Origin of the sequence: Bartonella sp. TT121SHDZB (assembly GCF_042193415.1) — a bacterium.
GTDB lineage: Bacteria > Pseudomonadota > Alphaproteobacteria > Rhizobiales > Rhizobiaceae > Bartonella.
The window spans coordinates 1-1,047 of sequence record NZ_JBHILR010000043.1; the positions used below are offsets into that span (position 1 = coordinate 1).

The window sequence follows — 1,047 nt, forward strand, 5'->3', positions numbered from 1 at the left end:
AAATAAAGCTTCAAACACGGGACGCGTGACAAGATGTTGCGCTAACATCTCAATCGCTTCCTCTTGCTTGATTTCACTGTTTACGTTGTTTTGTAATTCCTTATGGAATGCATCAAAGGCGTGAAAGGCTTCACTCTTTTCATCGGAAATCATATCTTTAAGATGATTGATATGGTTTTGAGCAATCTCAGCAACATTGTTCGCCCAAATGCCCCAATAATCCGTGATTTTAAAACTATCCAGAAAAATGGCTTTGACAAAATCAAAAAAATCAGAACGGCGGAATAAGTCTTCTTGTCCTCCAGATACCGATTGAGATTTGCTTTCTGCTGTTCCAATGACACGTCCAGAACTTTCTGTTTTGGATGGTATCGAGATTTCATCAACCGTTGTGGTAAGCTCTTTTAATTCATTGGCACGCTTAATCTCTATAATCTCAATCGTATGGCTGCTATCTTGTCCTAAAGACATTTGATTAATCGTCCGAGCAAGCCTTTCATCATGAGAATGTAAAGCATGCAAAACTTGCCAAACAACACGGTATCTCTTATTGTTTTTTAAAGCTTTTTTGGCTTCTAAGTGTGAAGGAATGATAATGGGTAAAATAATATAGCCCGTTTTCTTATTTGGCGCACGGCGCATCACACGCCCTACCGCCTGTATCACATCGACTTGGCTATTACGCGGGTGTAAAAACATGATGGCATCAAGAGCAGGGACATCAATCCCTTCTGAAAGACACCGAACATTGCTTAAGATCCGACAAACATTGTTCCCAGCATTTCCTTTAAGCCAATCCAGTTCCTCATTGCGCTTTTTGACACTTTGCGTTCCGTCAATATGTCTTACTTCACAGTTTAGAAAGGGAACGGTTTGAAGGAAATCATCAATATGAGATTTGATAATTTTATTGAAGAGCTTTGTAATATATTGAGAGGTGTTGATATCTTTGCAAAAAGCTAAAGCGCTATGCATGGGCTCTGTATCATCATCATCAACAGCGGCTTGCTTATCTATTTTGGTCAGGGCTCTATAACAGCCAATAAT

General features: G+C 39.4%; 1 protein-coding gene. It reads right to left on the reverse strand.

Annotation, left to right across the window (positions count from 1 at the left end; translation table 11 throughout):
- Positions 1-1,047: helicase-related protein (locus tag ACFIKI_RS08365; protein WP_375666750.1), on the reverse strand; the 1,047-nt coding region annotated here is incomplete at both ends.